This is a genomic window from Streptomyces sp. CB00455 (assembly GCF_001905445.1).
In the GTDB taxonomy this organism is placed as follows: domain Bacteria; phylum Actinomycetota; class Actinomycetes; order Streptomycetales; family Streptomycetaceae; genus Streptomyces.
This window is the reverse complement of sequence record NZ_LIVQ01000005.1, coordinates 618,506-636,121: the sequence shown is the minus strand read 5'-3', so window position 1 is coordinate 636,121 and position 17,616 is coordinate 618,506. Positions and strand designations below refer to the sequence as shown.

The 17,616-nt window shown below is 72.0% G+C and carries 20 protein-coding genes; 10 read left to right on the top strand and 10 right to left on the bottom strand.

The features are described 5' to 3' along the window. Positions 1–12: 12 nt before the first annotated feature. Positions 13–1,275: a biotin synthase BioB gene (gene bioB / locus AMK16_RS23130; RefSeq protein ID WP_073918654.1), complete on the bottom strand. Its 1,263-nt coding sequence runs from the start codon at positions 1,273–1,275 to the stop codon at positions 13–15. A 156-nt stretch (positions 1,276–1,431) separates the two neighbouring features. On the opposite strand from bioB, the gene AMK16_RS23125 reads away from it, so the two are divergent. After that, positions 1,432–2,625: an 8-amino-7-oxononanoate synthase gene (locus AMK16_RS23125; protein ID WP_073918652.1), complete on the top strand. Its 1,194-nt coding sequence runs from the start codon at positions 1,432–1,434 to the stop codon at positions 2,623–2,625. Here AMK16_RS23125 and AMK16_RS23120 read toward each other — a convergent pair. Together AMK16_RS23120 and AMK16_RS23115 are read right to left on the bottom strand one after the other, a co-directional pair. Next, on the bottom strand, positions 2,573–2,815 hold the full coding sequence (locus tag AMK16_RS23120) for a DUF397 domain-containing protein (RefSeq protein ID WP_073918650.1): 243 nt from the start codon (positions 2,813–2,815) through the stop codon (positions 2,573–2,575). The two genes, AMK16_RS23125 and AMK16_RS23120, sit on opposite strands and share 53 nt — an antisense overlap. A 12-nt stretch (positions 2,816–2,827) precedes the next feature. Beyond that, positions 2,828–3,712 (bottom strand): helix-turn-helix domain-containing protein, encoded by an 885-nt coding sequence (locus AMK16_RS23115; protein ID WP_073918648.1) that lies wholly within the window; start codon positions 3,710–3,712, stop codon positions 2,828–2,830. 196 nt (positions 3,713–3,908) lie between these two features. Between AMK16_RS23115 and AMK16_RS23110 the strand changes: the two genes are divergently transcribed. Next, complete coding sequence (locus tag AMK16_RS23110) at positions 3,909–4,358, top strand: ATP-binding protein (RefSeq protein ID WP_073918633.1); 450 nt, start codon at positions 3,909–3,911, stop codon at positions 4,356–4,358. A gap of 80 nt (positions 4,359–4,438) precedes the next feature. Here AMK16_RS23110 and AMK16_RS23105 read toward each other — a convergent pair whose 3' ends face one another. Next, positions 4,439–4,831 carry a VOC family protein gene (locus AMK16_RS23105; RefSeq protein WP_073918631.1) on the bottom strand — a complete coding sequence of 131 codons (393 nt, stop codon included), beginning with the start codon at positions 4,829–4,831 and terminating at the stop codon, positions 4,439–4,441. A gap of 314 nt (positions 4,832–5,145) precedes the next feature. On the opposite strand from AMK16_RS23105, the gene AMK16_RS23100 reads away from it, so the two are divergent. From AMK16_RS23100 to AMK16_RS23070, 7 genes are all read left to right on the top strand, one after another. Continuing rightward, positions 5,146–5,448: an urease subunit gamma gene (locus tag AMK16_RS23100; RefSeq protein ID WP_073918630.1), complete on the top strand. Its 303-nt coding sequence runs from the start codon at positions 5,146–5,148 to the stop codon at positions 5,446–5,448. A gap of 14 nt (positions 5,449–5,462) precedes the next feature. Beyond that, on the top strand, positions 5,463–5,774 hold the full coding sequence (locus tag AMK16_RS23095) for an urease subunit beta (RefSeq protein ID WP_073918628.1): 312 nt from the start codon (positions 5,463–5,465) through the stop codon (positions 5,772–5,774). Continuing rightward, positions 5,767–7,488, top strand: coding sequence for an urease subunit alpha (locus AMK16_RS23090; protein ID WP_073918626.1), 1,722 nt, complete (start codon positions 5,767–5,769; stop codon positions 7,486–7,488). The genes AMK16_RS23095 and AMK16_RS23090 overlap by 8 nt, the downstream gene beginning before the upstream one ends. 31 nt (positions 7,489–7,519) lie before the next feature. Beyond that, entirely contained in the window at positions 7,520–8,194 is a 675-nt protein-coding gene (locus tag AMK16_RS23085) for an urease accessory protein UreF (protein WP_073918624.1), read from the top strand. 39 nt (positions 8,195–8,233) lie between these two features. Further along, positions 8,234–8,929 carry an urease accessory protein UreG gene (gene ureG, locus AMK16_RS23080; RefSeq protein WP_073918623.1) on the top strand — a complete coding sequence of 232 codons (696 nt, stop codon included), beginning with the start codon at positions 8,234–8,236 and terminating at the stop codon, positions 8,927–8,929. Further along, a complete protein-coding gene (locus AMK16_RS23075) occupies positions 8,926–9,723 on the top strand; it encodes an urease accessory protein UreD (protein WP_242438851.1) in 798 nt (265 codons plus the stop codon). The genes ureG and AMK16_RS23075 overlap by 4 nt, the downstream gene beginning before the upstream one ends. A gap of 246 nt (positions 9,724–9,969) precedes the next feature. Further along, the gene (locus AMK16_RS23070) at positions 9,970–11,568 is read left to right on the top strand and encodes an alpha/beta hydrolase (RefSeq protein WP_073918935.1); all 1,599 of its coding nucleotides are present in this window, start codon (positions 9,970–9,972) and stop codon (positions 11,566–11,568) included. Positions 11,569–11,595: 27 nt separating this feature from the next. Here the strand turns inward: AMK16_RS23070 and AMK16_RS23065 are convergent, their stop codons facing one another. The 6 genes from AMK16_RS23065 to AMK16_RS23045 form a co-directional block, all read right to left on the bottom strand. Further along, entirely contained in the window at positions 11,596–12,309 is a 714-nt protein-coding gene (locus tag AMK16_RS23065) for a lysophospholipid acyltransferase family protein (protein ID WP_073918621.1), read from the bottom strand. 142 nt (positions 12,310–12,451) lie between these two features. Beyond that, the gene (locus AMK16_RS36710) at positions 12,452–12,610 is read right to left on the bottom strand and encodes a hypothetical protein (RefSeq protein WP_199885526.1); all 159 of its coding nucleotides are present in this window, start codon (positions 12,608–12,610) and stop codon (positions 12,452–12,454) included. A gap of 32 nt (positions 12,611–12,642) precedes the next feature. After that, positions 12,643–13,599 carry a cytochrome c oxidase assembly protein gene (locus AMK16_RS23060; protein ID WP_073918619.1) on the bottom strand — a complete coding sequence of 319 codons (957 nt, stop codon included), beginning with the start codon at positions 13,597–13,599 and terminating at the stop codon, positions 12,643–12,645. Positions 13,600–13,688: 89 nt separating this feature from the next. Continuing rightward, positions 13,689–14,714, bottom strand: coding sequence for a 6-phosphofructokinase (locus AMK16_RS23055; RefSeq protein WP_073918618.1), 1,026 nt, complete (start codon positions 14,712–14,714; stop codon positions 13,689–13,691). A 193-nt stretch (positions 14,715–14,907) separates the two neighbouring features. Continuing rightward, positions 14,908–15,636, bottom strand: coding sequence for a type 1 glutamine amidotransferase (locus tag AMK16_RS23050; RefSeq protein ID WP_073918616.1), 729 nt, complete (start codon positions 15,634–15,636; stop codon positions 14,908–14,910). 30 nt (positions 15,637–15,666) lie between these two features. Beyond that, positions 15,667–16,905, bottom strand: a complete 1,239-nt coding sequence (locus AMK16_RS23045; RefSeq protein WP_073918614.1) for a MurT ligase domain-containing protein — start codon at positions 16,903–16,905, stop codon at positions 15,667–15,669. 123 nt (positions 16,906–17,028) lie between these two features. Between AMK16_RS23045 and def the strand changes: the two genes are divergently transcribed. Next, positions 17,029–17,583: a peptide deformylase gene (def, locus tag AMK16_RS23040; RefSeq protein ID WP_073918613.1), complete on the top strand. Its 555-nt coding sequence runs from the start codon at positions 17,029–17,031 to the stop codon at positions 17,581–17,583. The last annotated feature ends 33 nt before the right edge of the window (positions 17,584–17,616 follow it).

The window sequence follows — 17,616 nt, the reverse complement described above, 5'->3', positions numbered from 1 at the left end:
GGATGGAGCTGATCAGGCATTGGGAGCCAGATCCGTCCCCGCGCCGCGGCGGCGGACCGCCACCAGGTCCGAGCGGACCTCACCGGCTTCGGCCCGCGCCGGGACGGGCGCCGCCTGCGCGTGCCCCGAGCAGCCGCCGCACGCCGAGCCGCAGCCGGCCACGTCCGCGCCGGTGTCCCCGGCGGAGTCTGCCGCGCCACCGGAACCGCAGACGGAGGCGCCGCCGCCGTGCGAGCCGCAGCCCCCGGCGGCGGGGGTGGCCGCCGCGTCGGAGCGGTGCGCGGGCAGCGTCGTGGTACCGGCGCCCTCCACCTCGAAGCCGGCGTCCGCGATCATGTCGAGGTCGGCCTGCCCGGCCTGGCCCTCACTGGTCAGGTAATCGCCCAGGAAGATCGAGTTCGCCAGGTGCAGGGCGAGGGGCTGGAGGGTACGCAGGTGCACCTCGCGCCCGCCGGCCAGCCGTACTTCGACGTCGGGACAGACGAAGCGCACCATCGCGAGGATGCGCAGGGCGCGCTGCGGGGTGAGGTTCCACTCCTTGGCGAGCGGCGTGCCCTCGAAGGGGATGAGGAAGTTGACGGGCACCGAGTCCGGGTCCAGGTCGCGCAGCGAGTAGACGACGTCGACGAGGTCCTCGTCGCTCTCGCCCATGCCCGCGATCAGCCCGGAACAGGCCGACAGACCGGCTCCGTGCGCCTTTTGTACCGTGTCGACCCGGTCCGCGTAGGTGTGGGTCTTGGTGATCTGGCCGTACGTCGCCTCGGAGGTGTTGAGGTTGTGGTTGTAGGCGTCCGCGCCTGCCTCGCGCAGCCGCTCCGCCTGGCCGTCCGAGAGGAGGCCCAGACAGGCGCACACCTCGACGCCCTCGTTCTGCTCCTTGATCGCCGCGATGGTCTTGCCGACGCGGTCCACGTCCCGGTCCGTCGGCCCGCGGCCGCTCGCGACGAGGCAGACCCGCTTCGCGCCGCCCGCGACACCGGCCGCGGCGGCCTGCGAGGCCTCCTCGGGCTTCAGCCAGGTGTACTTCAGGATCTCGGCCTTGGAGCCGAGACGCTGCGAGCAGTAGGAGCAGTCCTCGGGGCACAGGCCCGACTTCAGGTTGACGAGGTAGTTCAGCTTCACCCGACGGCCGAACCACTGCCGGCGCACCTTGCCGGCGGCGGCCACCACGTCGAGCAGTTCGTCGTCGGAAGTCGCCAGTACGGCGAGCGCCTCTTCGCGGGTCGGCAGCTCGCGCCGCAGCCCCTTGTCCACCAGGGTGTTCAGCAGGTCCATGACGCCGATCCTGGACCACACGACCACTCCCGGCCAAGGAGAGATCGCACAACATGGCCGGATGGGAGTGTGTGTATCGCCACACCTGGCGCTCGGGCCGCGGCCGCTAGGGTCGGGCAGATCTGTGGACTGCCGACAAAACACGAGGACCTGCCGATGCCCCAGCACCTTCCCGCTCCGGTGGACGTCTTCTCCTGGATCGATGCGGCGCAGAGCGCCCGTGAAGAGGCCGGACTGGTCCGCACGCTCCGCCCCCGGCCCGCGCTCTCGCCCCTGCTGGACCTCGCGAGCAACGACTACCTCGGGCTGTCCCGGCACCCGGAGACGGTGCGCGGCGCGTGCGAGGCCGCCGAGCGCTGGGGCGCAGGGGCCACCGGTTCGCGCCTGGTGACGGGCACGACCGAGCTGCACGCGGAGCTGGAACGGGAGCTCGCCGACTTCTGCGGCTTCGAGGCCGCGCTCGTGCTGTCCTCCGGCTACGCGGCCAACCTCGCCGCCGTCACCGCGCTCGGCGGCCGGGACGCGCTGGTCGTCTCGGACGCCGGCAACCACGCCTCGATCGTCGACGGCTGCCGCCTCGCACGCGCCGCGACGGCCGTCGTCCCGCACCGCGACCCGGACGCGGCGCGGAAGGCGCTCGCCGCCCACGAGGGCCCGGCGCTGCTGGTCACCGACTCGGTGTTCTCGGTGGACGGGGACGCCGCCCCGCTCGCCGGATACGCCGCGGCCTGCCGGGAGGAGGGCGCGGCCCTGGTCGTGGACGACGCGCACGGTCTCGGTGTGCTGGGGGAGGGCGGGCGCGGCGCGCTGCACGCCACCGGGCTCGCGGGCGCCCCGGATGTGGTGGCCACCGTGACCCTGTCGAAGTCCCTGGGCAGCCAGGGCGGCGCCGTACTGGGCCCGGCCAAGGTCATCCGGCACCTGGTCAACACCGCGCGCAGCTTCATCTTCGACACCGGACTGGCCCCGGCAGCGGCGGGCGGGGCGCTGGCCGGCCTGCGCCTGCTCCGCCGGGAGCCGGAACGGGCCGCGCGCGCCCGCGAGGTGGCGAACGGGCTGTACGGGCTGCTCACCGCGTCCGGCCTGACCGCGGCCCGGCCGGACGCGGCCGTGGTGTCGGTGCGGGCCCCGTCGGCCGCGGCGGCACTGCGCTGGGCCGCCGACTGCCGGGAGGCAGGTCTGTCCGTGGGGTGCTTCCGGCCGCCGTCGGTCCCGGACGGCATCTCCCGGCTGCGGCTGACCGCCCGGGCCGATCTCACGGAGAAGGAGGTGGCCCGGGCCGTGGAGACGATCCTGCTCACCGCTCCGGCCGGAGCCACGGACCCTCAGGCCCCGTCGTCACGTGTGTGATGAAGCCGTCCCAGGCCGGCCCGGTGAAGAGCACGGCCGGGCCGTTCGCCCGTTTGGAGTCGCGGACGGCCAGCAGGGCGCCGTCGAGGACGGCCGCTTCCACGCAGTTGTTCATTCCGGTGCTGCGGCTGCTGCGCCGCCACCGCGCGCTGATCAGTAGTCCGCCGGCGGATAAGGGGGTTGTGGACACGGGGGTGCCTCCTTACGCGTCGTCAGCCAGTCGGCTGATGAGATCCGACGAGTCCTGGGGCGGGAGGGCGTGTGCCTGGATGCTGCGGAACGCGGCGCTGTACGCCTCGAGGTCTTCCTTCCGCTCCAGGTAGAGGCTACTCGTCAAATGGTCGAGTACCACCACATCCAGATCGGCGATGTTCGGAAATGAGAAAATAACGAACGGTCCGGTGAGGCCGAGATGTCCCCCCACGCTGAACGGCAGCACCTGCAGGCGCACTTGGGGCAGGCGGCCCGCCTCCACCAGGTGCCGCAGCTGCTCCGCCATCACCCCGGGCCCGCCGATCTGCCGGCGCAGTACCGCCTCGTCCAGTACGGCACTCAGCTCCAGCGGCGGATCGGCCCGCAGCACCGCCTGCCGCGCCAGCCGTACGTCGACGAGCGCGTCCACCTTCGGCTCGGGCAGGCCGCCCAGCGCGGCCCGGGTCACGGCCCGCGCGTACCCCCGGGTCTGGAGCAGGCCCGGAACCACGGACAGCTCCACCGTGCGCGCGGACCGGGCGCCGGCCTCCAGGCTGATGAAGTCGCGGTACTCCTGCGGCAGCAGCCCCCGGTAGTCGTGCCACCACTGACGGCCCCTGCCGGCGGCGTCCCCCGGGGCCGGACCGGCGGCCGAGGCCGACAGCGCCTCCAGCAGGGCGCGCTGCTCGGGGCTGACGACCTCCCCGTAGGCGTCGAGGAGGAGGCGGATGTCCTCGGGCTTGACCCCGCTGCGCCCCGTCTCGATGCGGCTGATCTTCGACTGGTGCCATCCCACGATCCGGGCCGCCTCACCACTGGTGAGGCCCGACCGGTCACGCAGGGCACGCAGTTCCTCGCCGAGCTTGCGCCGGCGTACCGCGGGACCGTGCTGCACACCCACCTCCTTCCACCGGCACAGGTCGCACCAGTCTGCCGTCCGATTACGCTCCTCCGTAGCAGAGTTCACCGCATCGAGCGACAGATATATGCACTTCTTGGGGGAAGGGGAGAACGGCGCCACGATGGGTGGCACTCTGGCGTCCAGCACAGATCCGGGGCGGCTCGGCTCCGGTGGGAAAGGGACCGTCTCCATGGCAGATCACCAGGAAGCATCCGTCACTCTGCCGAGCGATCCCGCCTCGGTCGCCGCCGCCCGCCGTTACGTCGCCCAGGTGCTGGACACGTGGGGACTGTCGGAGGAGACCGACACCGCCGACAGCGTCCGGCTGATCGTCTCGGAACTCGCCACCAACGCCGTACAGCACACTTTCGGCCAGTCGCCCACTTTCACGGTCGACCTCCGGCTCGAACGCGAGGAGTGGCTGCGCGTCGGCGTGACCGACAGTCACCCGCGCTGGCCCAAGCGGCTCCCGGCCGCCGTCCAGCAGGACAACGGCCGGGGCATGGTCATCATCCGGTGGCTGACCGCGGAGGCGGGCGGACGCCTCTCGGTCACCCCGACCCCGGACGGGGGCAAGACGGTCTGGATCGCGCTGCCCTGGACGCCCGGGGCGCCCGGGCAGACCGTCACCGGCCCCTGACCCGGGCGCCCGGCCAGACCGCCACCGGCCCCTGATCCGGGCACCCGGCCAGACCGTCACCGGCCCTTGACCCGGGCGCCTCAGACGAGACCGCGCTCCACGGCGCTGCGCTCCACGCACAGTTCGTTGCCCTCCGGGTCGGCCAGCACGACCCAGCCCATGACGCCGTCCTCGGCGCGCCGGTCGTCCACGAGCGTCGCGCCGAGCGCGATCAGACGCTCCACCGTCTCGTCCCGGGTGCCCGTGGGCGGCTGGATGTCCAGGTGGACGCGGTTCTTGACGGACTTGGCGTCGGGCACCCGGATGAAGAGCAGCCCGGGCACCCCGGGCCGACCCGGCTCCAGCAGGACCTCGTCGTCGTCCTCCACGTCGTCGGGGTGGATCGGGTAGCCGGTCACCGCGGACCAGAACTCGGCCACCCTGTACGGGTCGAGGGCGTCGAAGGTGATGTGCCGGACCGGATTAAGGAACATGGGTCTCCTCGACAGGGGCCGCACACGGCCGTATACGGAAAAACCGCGTCCCGCAGGCCCGTGAGCCGAACCGGGTGCCTTCTCGAAACGTGGGTTAACTCGGCGGAAAAGCGCGGGGCCTAGCGTGGGCGCCACGTCCCCTCCGCCAATGATCACCCATGATCCGGTAAAGCGACGGTGGTCGGGACACAAAGCCTTCCCCTGCGTTGGGCAAGACACGCTTGGCTCGGATATGGGCAGGTCAACAAAGTGTTGACGGCCGCTACGGTCGCCGAGGCGCGATGTGATCTTGTCCCGGAAACTTGGTGATAGCTGTGCAACTGACACCGCACGAGCAGGAGAGACTGCTCATCCACGTGGCGGCCGACGTGGCCGAGAGGCGACGGGCGCGCGGCCTGCGGCTCAACCACCCCGAGTCGGTGGCCCTGATCACCTCGCACATCCTCGAAGGGGCCCGCGACGGGCGGACCGTGGCCGAGCTCATGGCCTCCGGACGCACCGTGCTGCGCCGCGAGGACGTCATGGAGGGGATTCCCGAGATGATCCACGACGTCCAGGTCGAGGCGACCTTCCCCGACGGCACCAAGCTCGTCACCGTCCACGACCCGATCGTCTGACAGGGAGCCACCGCATGATCCCCGGCGAAATCGCCTTCGGGGACGGTCCGGTGCTCCTCAACGAGGGCCGCCCCGTCACCCGCCTCACCGTGCTCAACGCCGCCGACCGGCCCGTCCAGGTCGGCTCCCACTACCACTTCGCCGAGGCCAATCCCGGCCTCGACTTCGACCGGACCGCCGCCCGCGGACTGCGTCTCAACATCGCCGCCGGCACCGCCGTGCGCTTCGAGCCCGGCATCCCCGTCGCCGTGGAACTCGTCCCGCTCCGCGGGCTGCGCACCGTACCGGGACTGCGCGGCGAGACCGGAGGGCCGCTCGATGACTGAGATCCCGCGCCAGGTGTACGCCGACCTCTTCGGGCCGACCACGGGTGACCGGATCCGGCTGGCCGACACCGACCTCTTCATCGAGATCGAAGAAGACCTCAGCGGCGGCCCCGGCCGGTCGGGCGACGAAGCGGTCTTCGGCGGCGGCAAGGTGATCCGCGAGTCCATGGGCCAGGCCCGCACCACCCGCGCCGAAGGCGCTCCCGACACCGTGATCACCGGGGTGGTCGTCCTCGACCACTGGGGCATCGTCAAGGCGGACCTCGGCATCCGCGACGGCCGCATCTGCGCCATCGGCAAGGCCGGCAACCCGGACACCATGGACGGTGTCGACCCGGCCCTCGTCATCGGTCCCGAGACCGAGATCATCGCGGGCAACGGCAAGATCGTCACCGCCGGGGCCATCGACGCCCACGTGCACTTCATCTCCCCGACCGTGATCGAGGAAGCGCTCGCCTCCGGCATCACCACCCTCGTCGGCGGCGGCACCGGACCGGCCGAAGGCTCCAAGGCCACCACCGTCACCCCCGGCCCCTGGCACCTCGCCCGGATGTTCGCGGCGCTGGAGGCCTACCCCGTCAACATCGGGCTGCTCGGCAAGGGCAACACGATGTCCCGCGAGGCCATGCACTCCCAACTGCGCGGAGGCGCCCTCGGCTTCAAGATCCACGAGGACTGGGGGGCCACCCCCGCCGTCATCGACGCGTGCCTCGACGTCTGCGAGGAGACAGGAGCCCAGGTCGCCATCCACACCGACACCCTCAACGAGGCCGGCTTCGTCGCCGACACCCTCGCCGCCATCGCCGGGCGGACCATCCACTCGTACCACACCGAAGGTGCGGGCGGCGGGCACGCACCCGACATCATCACCGTCGTCTCCGAGCCCAACATCCTGCCCAGTTCCACCAACCCCACCCGGCCGCACACCGTGAACACCGTCGAGGAACACCTCGACATGCTGATGGTGTGCCACCACCTCAACCCCGCCGTCCCCGAGGACCTCGCCTTCGCGGAATCGCGCATCCGGCCCTCGACCATCGCCGCCGAGGACGTCCTGCACGACCTCGGAGCCATCTCGATCATCTCCTCCGACTCCCAGGCCATGGGACGGATCGGCGAGGTCGTCCTGCGCACCTGGCAGACCGCCCACGTCATGAAGAAGCGCCGCGGCTTCCTTGCGGGCGATGGACCGGCCGACAACCACCGCGCCCGCCGCTACGTCGCCAAGTACACGATCAACCCCGCCGTCTCCCAGGGACTCGCCCGCGAGATCGGCTCCGTCGAGACCGGCAAACTCGCCGACCTGGTGCTGTGGAACCCCGCCTTCTTCGGGGTGAAGCCCGAACTCGTCGTCAAGGGCGGACAGATCGCCTACGCGCAGATGGGCGACGCCAACGCCTCCATCCCCACTCCCCAGCCCGTCCTGCCGCGGCCGATGTTCGGCAGTCACGGCCGCGCGCCCGGCCTCAACTCGCTCAACTTCACCGCGCAGGCCGCCCTCGACGACGCACTGCCCGACCGGCTCGGACTCGGCAAGTCCTTCGTGGCCATCGAGAACACCCGCAAGGTCGGCAAGGCGGACATGCGCAACAACGACGCCATGCCCCGGGTCGAAGTCGACGCCGACACCTTCACCGTCACCATCGACGGCGAGGCCGTGGAGCCGGCGCCCGCGGCGCAGCTGCCCATGGCGCAGAGATACTTCCTGTTCTGATGGGAACCCGCCTGATGACGGATCACCTGCGATGAGCCTGGCCGCACTGCTCGTCCTGGCGGACGGCCGCTTCCCCGCCGGCGGGCACGCCCACTCCGGTGGGGCCGAAGCCGCCTGCAAGGCGGGCCGCATCCACGACGCCGCCACCCTGGAGGACTTCTGCCGGGGCCGCCTGCACACCGCCGGGCTCACCGCCGCGGCCCTCGCCGCGGCCGCCGCCCTCGGGCTCGACCCGGCCGGGCTCGACGCCGCCGCGGACGCCCGCACCCCGTCGCCCGCGCTGCGCACCGCGGCGCGGCGACTGGGCCGCCAGCTGCTGCGGGCCGCCCGGGCCACCTGGCCCGACCCCGCGCTGGAGGCGCTCGCCACCGCCTTCCCGCGCGGGGCGCACCAGCCCGTCGTGCTGGGCCTGACCGCCCGGGCCGCCGGACTCGGACCGCTGGACGCGGCGCACGTGGCCGCGTACGAGAGCGTCGGCGGACCGGCGACAGCGACCGTGAGACTGCTCGGCCTGGACCCCTTCGAGGCCAGCGGGGTCCTCGCACGTCTGGCCCCCGAACTCGACGCCGTCGCCGCCAGGGCGGCCGAGGCCGCCCTGCGGGCCCGCACGCAGGGCCCGGACGCCCTGCCGGCGGCCTCCTCGCCCCTGCTGGAGATCGCGGCCGAGGTCCACGCCGACTGGCCGGTGCGCCTCTTCGCCTCCTGAGCGCCCCCCTCGGCCGCCCCGTACCCAAGGAGAACCCCCATGCACCTCGACCACGCCGTGATCCCACCCCACCGCCACACCCACAGCGCCGAGCCCATCCGCCCCGACGGCACCCGCCGGGCCCTGCGCATCGGACTGGGCGGACCGGTCGGCTCGGGCAAGACCGCCACCGTCGCCGCCCTGTGCCGCGCCCTGCGCACCGAACTGTCCATGGCCGTCGTCACCAATGACATCTACACCCGCGAGGACGCCGAGTTCCTGCTCCGCGAGGCCGTCCTGCCGCCCGAGAGGATCACCGCGGTCGAGACCGGCGCCTGTCCGCACACCGCCATCCGCGACGACATCTCCGCCAACCTGGAGGCCGTCGAGGAACTGGAGGAGACCTTCCGCGAGACCGGCCCCCTCGACCTGATCCTCATCGAGTCCGGCGGTGACAACCTGACCGCCACCTTCTCCCGGGGCCTCGTCGACGCCCAGGTCTTCGTCATCGACGTGGCCGGCGGAGACGACATCCCCCGCAAGGGCGGACCGGGCGTCACCACCGCCGACCTCCTCGTCGTCAACAAGACCGACCTCGCCCCCCACGTCGGCTCCGACCTCGGCCGGATGGCCCGCGACGCCGCCGAACAGCGCGGTGAACTGCCCGTCACCTTCCAGTCGCTGCGCGGCCCCGAGGGCGTGGGGCCGGTCGCCGACTGGGTCCGTGAGCGGATCTGCGCCTGGGCCGTACGGTGACCAGCGCCCTTCCCGTCGCGCTGCCCGCCGCGGGCGTGCGCGCCACCGCCCGCATCCACGCCGTCGCCGACGGGCGGGGCGGCACCGCCCTGCCGGTGCTCGCCGGGGAAGGGCCGCTCGCCCTGCGCCGCATCCGGGGGAGCGGCTGCGAGGCCGGCGTCATGCTGATCGGCGCCATGAGCGCTCCGCTCGGCGGCGACCACCTCACCGTCGAGGCGACCACCGGACCCGGGGCGCACCTCGCCCTCGCCTCCGCGGCGGCCACGCTGGCCCTGCCCGGCCGCGGCGGTGAACCCGCGCGGTACGACGTGCGCCTGACCTTGGAGGACGGTGCGTCGGTGCGGTGGCAGCCGGAGCCGCTGGTCTCGGTGCGCGGCAGCGACCTGCGGGTGCGCACCCGGGCCGAACTGGGCCCCGCGGCCCGGCTGCTGCTGCGCGAGGAGCAGGTGCTCGGCCGCTGCGGGGAGGACCCGGGCCTGCTGCGCAGCCGGCTCACCGTCACCCGCGCAGGCCGCCCCCTGCTCGACCAGGAGCTCACTTGCGGACCCGGAGCACCCGGCGGCTGGGACGGACCGGCGGGACTGGCGGGGCACCGCGCACTCGGCCAACTCCTCGTCGTCGACCCGGCCTTCGCCGCGGCGCCCCCGGCGGCCGCGGTGCTGGGGGAGTTCGCGGTGCTCACCCCGCTGGCCGGCCCGGCCGTCCTGGTGACGGCGCTGGCTCCGGACGCGCTGCGACTGCGGGAACTGCTGGACGAGGCCGCCCGCGCCTACGGGCCGTCGCACCAGGCGTAGTTCGGGACGAATCCGACGCCGCTCAGCGGTACACACCTCTCCGGTTATCGGGTTGGCAAAGAACTGGACCGCGCTCTGTTGCCAGGTCACCGTCAGGCGAAAGGATCCCCCTGCACGCCGACGACCGAACGACCGAATCCGGCCGCCCACGGCGGCACCCGACGCAGGGGGAACAACCACGTGATACGCAACGCGGCGCTGGGCAGCGCCGCCACACTGATCACCGGCACGCTGGCAGCGGGCCTGATGCTCGCGCCGTCCGCCTCGGCGACCTCCGCCGGCCGCGACAACGGGGCCGCGGAGGCGGTGGGCGTCCAGATCGCCGCCGCCCGCGCCGCCCGCACCGGGATCGAGTGGAAGGACTGCCCCGCGGACTGGGGCTTCGAGAAGCCCATCCAGTGCGGCTGGGTCAAGGTCCCGCTCGACTACACCAAGCCCTTCGGCAAGACCATCGAGCTCGCGGTCGACCGGATCGCCAGCACCGGCACCAAGGAAGAGCGCCAGGGCGCGCTCGTCTACAACCCCGGCGGCCCCGGCGGTTCCGGCATGCGCTTCCCGCGCCGGGTCACCACCAAGAGCCCGCTGTGGGTCAACGCCTCCAAGGCGTACGACTTCGTGGGCTTCGACCCCCGCGGCGTGGGCCACTCCGCGCCGATCTCCTGCATCGACCCGCAGGAGTTCGTCAAGGTCCCCAAGGCCGACCCGGTCCCGGACTCCGAGGCCGACAAGCGCGCCCAGCGCAAGCTCGCCGCCGAGTACGCGGACGGCTGCAAGGAGCGCAGCGGCGAGATGCTGCCGCACATGACCACGCCGAACACCGCGCGCGACCTCGACGTCATCCGCGCCGCCCTCGGTGAGCAGAAGCTGAACTACCTCGGGGTCTCCTACGGCACCTACCTCGGCGGGGTCTACGCGACCCTGTTCCCGACCCACGTGCGCCGCATGATCGTCGACAGCGTCGTCAACCCGGAGCAGGACAACATCTGGTACGAGGCCAACCTCGGCCAGGACGTCGCCTTCCAGACGCGCTGGAACGACTGGCAGGACTGGGTCGCCAAGAACGACGCGTCCTTCCACCTCGGCAACACCCGCGCCAAGGTCGAGGCCAAGTACCAGGAGCTGCGCGCCAAGGCCAAGGCCAACCCGATCGGCGGGGTCGTCGGCCCGGCCGAGCTCATCGGCTTCTTCCAGGGCGCTCCGTACTACGACTCCTCCTGGGTGCCCGTCGCCCAGACCTTCGCGGCCTGGGCGGCCGGCGACGAGCAGGCGCTCGTCGACGCCATCGCCCCGGACATGTCCGACACCAAGGGCAATGCGGCGTCCGAGAACAGCAACGCCGTCTACACCGCGGTCGAGTGCGCCGACGCCAAGTGGCCCACCAGCTGGGCCAAGTGGGACCGGGACAACACCAAGCTGCACCAGAAGTACCCGTTCCTGACCTGGTCGAACGCCTGGATGAACCTGCCCTGCGCGACCTGGAAGTCGAAGCAGAGCACGCCCATCGCGGTCGGCGCCAAGCGCGGCCTGCCGCCGGTGCTGATCGTGCAGTCCGAGCGGGACGCGGCCACGCCGTACGAGGGCGGGGTCGAGCTGCACCGCCGCCTGGCCGGTTCCCGTCTGATCACCGAGCAGAACGCCGGCTCGCACGGCGTCACCAGCCTCGTGAACCCCTGCATCAACACGCGGGTCGACACCTACCTGCTGACCGGCAAGGTCGACGCCAAGGACGTGAAGTGCGCCCCGCACGCCACTCCGGTCGCACCGGCACCGGCCGCCGCGAAGTCGCTCGCCCAGACCCCGGGCGCCGACTTCCCGGCGCGTGAGGAGCTCCCGGCCGTCCGCTAGGCCCCGGGAACGTGAACGGGAGAAGGTTCAGCGCACCGTGCGCCGGGCCTTCTTCCGCTTCTTCTCCTCTGCCTCGGCCTTGACGTCGCCCGCGTACCGGTCGACGTACTCCTGGCCGGACAGTTGCAGGACGGCGTACATGATCTCGTCGGTCACCGCCCGCAGGACCGCCCGCTCGCCCTCCAGCCCTTCGTAGCGGGAGAAGTCCAGCGGGGCGCCGAAGCGGATCGTGACCCGGCGGATCCGGGGGATCTTCCGCCCGGGCGGCTGGATCTCGAACGTCCCGACCATCGCGCACGGGATCACCGGCACCCCGGCGCCCAGCGCCATGGCGGCCACGCCCACCTTGCCCTTGTACAGCCGGCCGTCGTGCGAGCGCGTGCCCTCCGGGTAGATGCCCAGCAGCTCGTCCTTCGCGAGCACCCCGAGCCCCTCGCGCAGGGCCGCCTTCCCCGCCTCCTTGCCGGACCGGTCCACCGGAATCTGCCCGGCGCTGCGGAAGAAGGCCGCCGTCAGACGCCCCTTGAGCCCGGGCCCGGTGAAGTACTCGGCCTTGGCGAGGAAGGTGATCCGCCGCTTGAGGATCGCGGGCATGAGGAAGTGGTCGGAGAAGGACAGGTGGTTGCCCGCGATGATCGCCGCGCCCTCCGCGGGAATGTTCTCCAGGCCCTCGATCCGCGGCCTGAACAGCAGCCGCAGCAGCGGGCCGAGCAACACGTGCTTGAGCAAGTGGTAGAACACCGGGCCGCTCCCGTCGCCGGCCGCCGCCGGACATGGCGAAAAGGACCAGTCTAGGGGCGGGCGTACCCTGCGTCACGACCCGGAACGGACAGTTGGCCGTGAAGGGGCCAGGGCGCGGCGGGGAGATCCGCGCGGCGGCGGTTCACACGCCGCGCGACGCGGCCATTCCGGCGGTCAGCAGCCCCAGCACGACCCATCCGAACCACAGCCAGCCGTTGCTGCCGAGGGCCACGGAGTACGCGGCGACGGCCACCAGGGCGGCGAAGGTCATCACTGCCATCGCCTTAACGGATCCGCTCATGCCCCATGGTGGCGCGCCGGGGTGGCCTTGCGCTACTGACCACGCGCCTGGAGCGAGGCCAGATACGAGTTGTACGCCTCCAGCTCCTGGTCGCCGTCCCGGTCCGCCGCCCGGTCGGAGCGCTTCGCGGCCCGCTGCTCGGAGTGGTACCACTGGTAGACCAGCGCGACCAGCACCAGTACCGAGGGGATCTCGCTGAAGGCCCAGGCGATGCCGCCACCCCACTGCTGGTCGAGCAGCGGGTCGATGCCCAGCGAGGCGGCCGGGTGCGCGTACGTCTTGATCATCGGCTCGCTCGCCATCATCAGGGCGATCCCGAAGAAGGCGTGGAACGGCATGCCGGCGAACAGCTCCAGCATCCGCATCACGTAGCCGGGGCGGTGCGGACCCGGGTCGATGCCCATGATCGGCCAGAAGAAGACCAGGCCGACTGCGAGGAAGTGCACCATCATCGCGATGTGCCCGGTCCTGGACTCCATCAGGAAATCGAACAGCGGGGTGAAGTACAGGCCGTAGAGGCTGGCGATGAACATCGGGATGGTGAAGGCCGGATGGGTCACCACCCGCATGTAGCGGCTGTGCAGCAGCATCAGCAGCAGTTCGCGCGGCCCCTTGTGGCCGCGTGCGGCGGGCGGCAGCGCGCGCAGCGCTAGCGTCACCGGGGCGCCGAGGAGCAGCAGGATGGGGGTGATCATGCTGATCACCATGTGCTGGACCATGTGCACGCTGAACATGACCATGCCGTAGTCGTTCAGCCTGGTGCACGTCGCCAGCATCACGGTCAGCACGCCCAGGGTGAAGGCGACGGTCCGGCCCGGCTGCCAGGCGTCCCCGCGCCGGCGCAGCCGCAGCACCCCCCACCCGTACAGGGCGAGCCCCAGCAGCGATCCCAGGAGGAAGAAGGCGTCGAAGGAGAACTCCAGCCCGCGCCCGAGAGTGAACGGCGGCAGGTCCATCTGCATGTCCATGCCGTGCCCGCTGTGATCCATCTGTCCACTCCCTTGACTGTGAGGCCCCACCACAGTAATGCCGCCCCCGTGCGCTGCCGCGCGCGGGGGCGGTGGTAACGGGCAAACGGTCACAGAACCGTCTGGGCCTCGTCGTAGCGCTCGGCCGGAACGGTCTTCAGGGTCTCCACGGCCTCCGCGAGCGGCACCATCACGATGTCCGTGCCACGCAGCGCGGTCAGCATGCCGAAACCGCCCCGGTGCGCGGCCTCCACCGCGTGCCAGCCGAAGCGCGTCGCGAGGACCCGGTCGTACGCGGTGGGCGTGCCGCCGCGCTGGACGTGGCCCAGGATCACCGGACGGGCCTCCTTGCCCAGCCGGTGCTCCAGCTCCACGGCGAGCCGGTTGCCGATGCCGGCGAACCGCTCGTGGCCGTACATGTCGGTGCCGCCCTCCTCGAAGTCCATCGAGCCGGCCCGCGGCTTCGCACCCTCGGCGACCACGACGATCGCGAAGCGCTTGCCCGCGGAGAACCGTTCGCCGACGATCGCCGTCAGCTCGTCGATGTCGAAGGGGCGCTCCGGTACGACGATCGCGTGTGCGCCGGCCGCCATGCCCGAGTGCAGGGCGATCCACCCGGTGTGGCGGCCCATGACCTCCACGACCATCACGCGCTGGTGGGACTCGGCCGTGGTCTTCAGCCGGTCCAGCGCCTCGGTGGCGACCCCGACGGCCGTGTCGAAGCCGAAGGTGACGTCGGTGGACGCGATGTCGTTGTCGATGGTCTTCGGGACGCCCACGATCGGCAGACCGGCCTGCGAGAGCAGGTTCGCCGCCTTCAGGGTGCCCTCGCCGCCGATCGGGATGATCGCGTCGAGACCCAGGTCCGCGACGTGGCCGCGGGCGCGCTCCACGCCGTCGCGCAGGTGCGCGGGCTGGACCCGGGACGAGCCGAGGATGGTGCCGCCGCGGGCGAGGATGCCGCCGACCGCGTCGAGGTCGAGCTTGCGGTAATCGGCCTCCAGCAGGCCCTTCCAGCCGTCGAGGAAGCCGATCACCTCGTCGCCGTGGTCGACGACGGCGCGGTGTACGACGGAGCGGATGACGGCATTGAGGCCGGGGCAGTCGCCACCGGAAGTGAGCACACCTATGCGCATGGCAGGGACAGACCTTTGCAACGTGGGCCGACGACCGGACCACGTCGTCCGGTTGGAACTACCCGTCACCCTACAAGCGGAAGCGGGCTCGGCTGAACCATCCTCCACATGCTGGTCCGGCAGGTCGTGCGAACGCACGCCGGCCCGGTCCCACCAAGGGATCCGGGCCGGGCGTGGGGTGACGGGCGCCGCGCTACGCGGGCTGGGTCGCCGCCGCGATGCGCTCGGCGCGCAGCGCCTCGTACCAGCGGTCCTCTATGGCCGGCAGCGCGTTCACGTCGAGGGCCAGCTTCAGCAGCAGGTCCGCGATCTGCGGGTTGCGGGCCATCACGGGGCCGTGCATGTAGGTGCCGAAGACCGTGTCGTTGTACGCGCCTTCGGTGCCGTCGCCGGTGCCGTTGCCGCGGCCCATGGTCACCCGGGCGAACGGCCGCGCCGTCGGGCCCAGGTGCGTGATGCCCTGGTGGTTCTCGAAGCCCGTCAGCTGGGGCAGGCCGAGCCTCGGGTCGATGTCCCCGAGGACGTCCCCGACGCACCGCTCGCCCTCACCGCGGACGGTGACGACGTCGAGCAGGCCCAGACCCTCCTGGCGCTGCCCGATGTCGTTGACGAACTCCTGGCCGAGGATCTGGTACCCGGCGCAGACGGAGAAGACGATCGCCCCGTTGGAGACGGCGCGCTCCAGGCCGCCGTCGCGCAGCAGGCGCTCGGCGGCCAGCCGCTGCGGCCGGTCCTCACCGCCGCCGATCAGGTAGATGTCCCCCGAGGTGGGGATCGGCTGGTCGCTGCGCACGTCCACGCGGTGCACGTCCAGGCCCCGCTGGCGCGCCCGGCGCTCCACCACCAGGGCGTTGCCCTGGTCTCCGTACGTGCTCAGCAGGTCGGGGTAGACCCACACCAGACGCAGGCTGTTGTCGCTCATGCTCTTGTCCTCTGCGGTTCTGAAGGGGCGCTAGTTGCCGACGCGGCGGCGGACGTCCTGGAAGGCGGTGTAGTTGGCGATCAGCTCGATCTGACCGGGCGGCGCGAGCTGCACGGCTTCGTCGAGGGTCTCGCACACCCGGAAGTCCAGGCCCGCGACCTCGAGGCGGACCGCGAGGTCCAGCTTCCGGTCGCCGATCACGAAGATCGGGTGGCCTGCCAGGCGCGGGTAGTCCACGTCCCACAGCCAGGAGGTGTCGGTGCCGTCGGCGCCGCGCGCGTTCACCGAGAGGATCACCGGAGTGGGCGGCGGGTCGATCAGCGAAAACGTTTCGAGCCAGCCCGCCGGGTTCTTCGCGAGCAGCAGCCGCAGCTCGCGGCCCTGGAAGTTCACCACGTCGTAGCGGCCGGCGACGGCCTGCACCTGGTACATCCGCTCCAGCGCGACCTGCGGCGGGACGCCGAAGACGGCGGCGACGGCGGCCGACGTCGCGGCGTTGGCCTTGTTGGCCCTGCCGGGCAGCTGGAGGTGGATCGGCCAGGCGCTGCCGTGCGGGTCCAGCACGTGGTCGCCGGAGAGCACCCAGCTGGGGGTGGGACGGCGGAAGCCGCACTCGCCGCAGAACCAGTCGTCTCCCGGGCGCTGCATGACGCCACCGCAGGAGGGGCACGACCAGGCGTCGTCCTTCCACTCCTGGCCGGCCGCGACCCACACCACGTTCTGGGAGGAGGAGGCGGACCACACGATCAGCGGGTCGTCGCAGTTGGCGACGATGACGGCCTTGGAGCCCTGGAGGCCCTCGCGCCACTTCTCCGCGAGCATGCGGGTCTCTGCGGCGCGGTCCAGCTGGTCGCGGGAGAGGTTCAGCAGGGCGATCACCTTGGGGGTGACGTCCCTGGCGACGCCGGCGAGGTACTTCTCGTCGACCTCGATGACGCCGTACTTGGAGTCCGAGCCGCCCGCCAGCGCCGAGGTGATGCCGGCCGGCATGTTCGCGCCCAGCGCGTTGGAGACGACCGGACCGCTGGCCCGCAGGGCCTCCGCGATCAACCGGGTCGTCGTGGTCTTGCCGTTCGTCGCGGAGACGAGGACGACGTCGAGATGCTGCGCCAGCGCGCCGAGGAGATCCGGGTCCAGCCTGAGTGCGACCTTGCCCCCGATCACCGATCCGCTTCCGCGTCCCGCGGCCCGCGACACCGCCGCCGCGGCCTTGCCCGCCGTCACGGCCAGCTTGGCCCGCGGCGAAAGCGGCTCCGTGTTGCCTGCCATCGTCCCTTGTCCTCCTTGCGTCGGTCGCCCCCAGCCTATCCAGTACCGGCCGGGGCCTTGACCGCGGCGCCCCCGCGCCACGTCGGATCTCCTCATATATTCGCCCGTCGTACCCTTACGGCCATGCGACAGCGCCCCCTTCCCGGTACCACCGGACTCGTCCGCACCATGAGCCTGCTGGGCGATCCGGTGCTCCACTCCGTCTGCGCGGAGGTCACCGCATTCGGGCCGGACCTCGGCCGGCTCGTGGAGGACATGTTCGCGACGATGTACGCAGCCGAGGGGGTAGGTCTCGCCGCGAACCAGATCGGGGTGGGGCAACGGGTCTTCGTCTACGACTGCCCCGACGACGAGGACGTCCGCCACGTCGGACACGTCGTCAACCCGCGGCTGGTGGCCGCCGACGGGGAGGAGTTCACCGGACCCGAGGGGTGCCTGTCGCTGCCGGGGCTGGAGGCGGCTACCCCGCGGTTCGACCGGGCGGTCGTGGAGGGGGTCAGGTCGGACGGGACCCCCGTGCGGATCGAGGGGACGGGGTTCTTCGCGCGCTGCCTCCAGCACGAGTGCGACCATCTCGAGGGAACGGTGTACGCGGACCGGGTCACGGGGCTGCGCGGGCGTCGCCTGCGGCGGGCGATCCGCAAGACCCCCTGGGGCGCCGAGGCGCTGCGCGGCTAGGCCGGGCCGCCGCCGGGGCCGGGACCGGCCCCG